Genomic DNA, 1,694 nt, shown 5'->3' on the forward strand with positions numbered 1-1,694 from the left:
GCCCACGCCGTGTCAGTCAGCTCACCACGCCCCACACCCACAACCCGGACATTACCGGACACATGCCAAGAACATTCGCAGGACAGGGCCTAGACGGCCTCGTCGCGCTGCCGCGCGCGCCACGGTCGCCGCGCGCCGACCGTGCGGGCGCCGGACCTGCTCCCGCTCAGTGGGTGTGCGCGATCCCCAGGGCGTGCGCCCGCTCGTGCTCGCGCTCGGCCGCCTCACGCGCGGCGATGCGCGCCCGGACCTCCTCGCGACGGAGCGGGGGGACGGTCGACGGCGGGTTGCGGCGTTCCGGCAGCTCGTCGAGCAGCCGCGCGACGATCGCCGTGACCTCGTCGACCGCGCGCTCGAACGGCTCCTCGGTCGCCGCGCTCGTGCGCTGGATCCCGGTGACCTTGCGGACGAACTGACGCGCGGCCGCCTCGATCTCCTCGTCGGTGGCGGGCGGCTCGAGGCCGCGCAGGGTCGTGATGTTCCGGCACATGCTCCCGACGCTACGTGCGCGCGAGGCGCGCCACAAGGGCGGCCCGGCCTCGTCAGGCGAAGCGTGCCGAGACGGCGAGCGTCTCGCCGACGTCGACGCGGACGTCCGCGAGGCGGACGCCCGGCGGCAGGTCGGACACGAGGTCGACCTGGCGGCCCTCGACCTTCGCGAGGTCGCCGCGCGCCGCGACGAGCAGCGCCGCGACGACGGGGTTGCGGCTCGACAGCTCGAGGTCCCGGACGGCGAGCACCATCCGTGCGTCGACCTCCGCGGTCGCCGTCGCGCGCACGCTCGCCGAGAGGATCCCCTTGCGGACCCGGGCGAACCCGCGGAGGGTCACCCTGCGGGGCCCCGCCGACTCGAGTTCGACGTCGAGCGACGCGAGCGTGAGGCCGAGGTTCTGGAGCTCCGTCGCCACGAGCCGCCGTGCGGTCGCGACGATCGCGTCACGCGGGGCCGCGACCCGGACGTGGCCGGTGAGGGGCGCGGCGTCGTCGGGCTCGACGCCCTCGACCCCGAGGCCGCCGGCGGTGTCCTCGACCCAGCGGAACCGCAGGCCCTCGGCCTCGGCGACGACGTCCACCGGCACGTCCTCGACCAGGAGCGGGTGCGCGTCGACGCGCACCCGGCGCAGGACCGCGTCCTCGCGCGAGCGCACGTCCTCGACGTCCCGGGACGAGCGGCCGGACGCGTGCTCCGCGCTCCGAGCGGCGCCCTGGCTGCCGACGCGCACGCGCACCCCCGTCAGGTCGACGTCGAGCCGGGAGACGTCGGGGCCGTCGAGGTCTGCGTCGAGCCGCGCCCGGTCGGCGCCCTCGACGGTCGGCCCGAGCAGGCCGAGCAGGGCGGGGCGCAGCCGGGCGAGGAGCTCGGCGGCGGTCGTGGGACGCGGGGCGGTGCCGAGCGGCAGCACGTCGTGGGCGGGGCGCAGGTCGGGCATGGGCCGAGGGTAGTGGACGACGAAGGCCGCCCCGGTGAACCGGGACGGCCTTCGTGCTGGTGGGCGATACTGGGATCGAACCAGTGACCTCTTCCGTGTCAGGGAAGCGCGCTACCGCTGCGCCAATCGCCCGGGGTGCTGCACTGCTGCGAGGTGGAGATGGGATTCGAACCCACGTATACGGCTTTGCAGGCCGCTGCCTCGCCTCTCGGCCACTCCACCTTGAGACGCGTCCTCTCACGCTCCCGGAGGAGCAGGCCAGAG

At 75.2% G+C, this 1,694-nt stretch carries 2 protein-coding genes and 2 tRNA genes; all 4 read right to left on the reverse strand.

Annotated elements, in window-relative coordinates:
* Nucleotides 1-166: 166 nt before the first annotated feature.
* The 4 genes from ACFC2L_RS06610 to ACFC2L_RS06625 all read right to left on the reverse strand — a co-directional run bounded on the left by ACFC2L_RS06610 (nt 167) and on the right by ACFC2L_RS06625 (nt 1,652).
* Nucleotides 167-490, reverse strand: a complete 324-nt coding sequence (locus ACFC2L_RS06610; RefSeq protein WP_375823497.1) for a DUF2277 domain-containing protein — start codon at nt 488-490, stop codon at nt 167-169.
* Nucleotides 491-542: 52 nt separating this feature from the next.
* The gene (locus tag ACFC2L_RS06615) at nt 543-1,430 is read right to left on the reverse strand and encodes a hypothetical protein (RefSeq protein WP_375823498.1); all 888 of its coding nucleotides are present in this window, start codon (nt 1,428-1,430) and stop codon (nt 543-545) included.
* A 57-nt stretch (nt 1,431-1,487) separates the two neighbouring features.
* A tRNA-Val gene (locus ACFC2L_RS06620) sits at nt 1,488-1,562 on the reverse strand.
* Between the two features lie 19 nt (nt 1,563-1,581).
* Nucleotides 1,582-1,652: transfer RNA gene (locus tag ACFC2L_RS06625), tRNA-Cys, on the reverse strand.
* Nucleotides 1,653-1,694: the final 42 nt, after the last annotated feature.

Source organism: Cellulosimicrobium sp. NPDC055967, assembly GCF_042269845.1.
Classification (GTDB): Bacteria; Actinomycetota; Actinomycetes; order Actinomycetales; family Cellulomonadaceae; genus Cellulosimicrobium.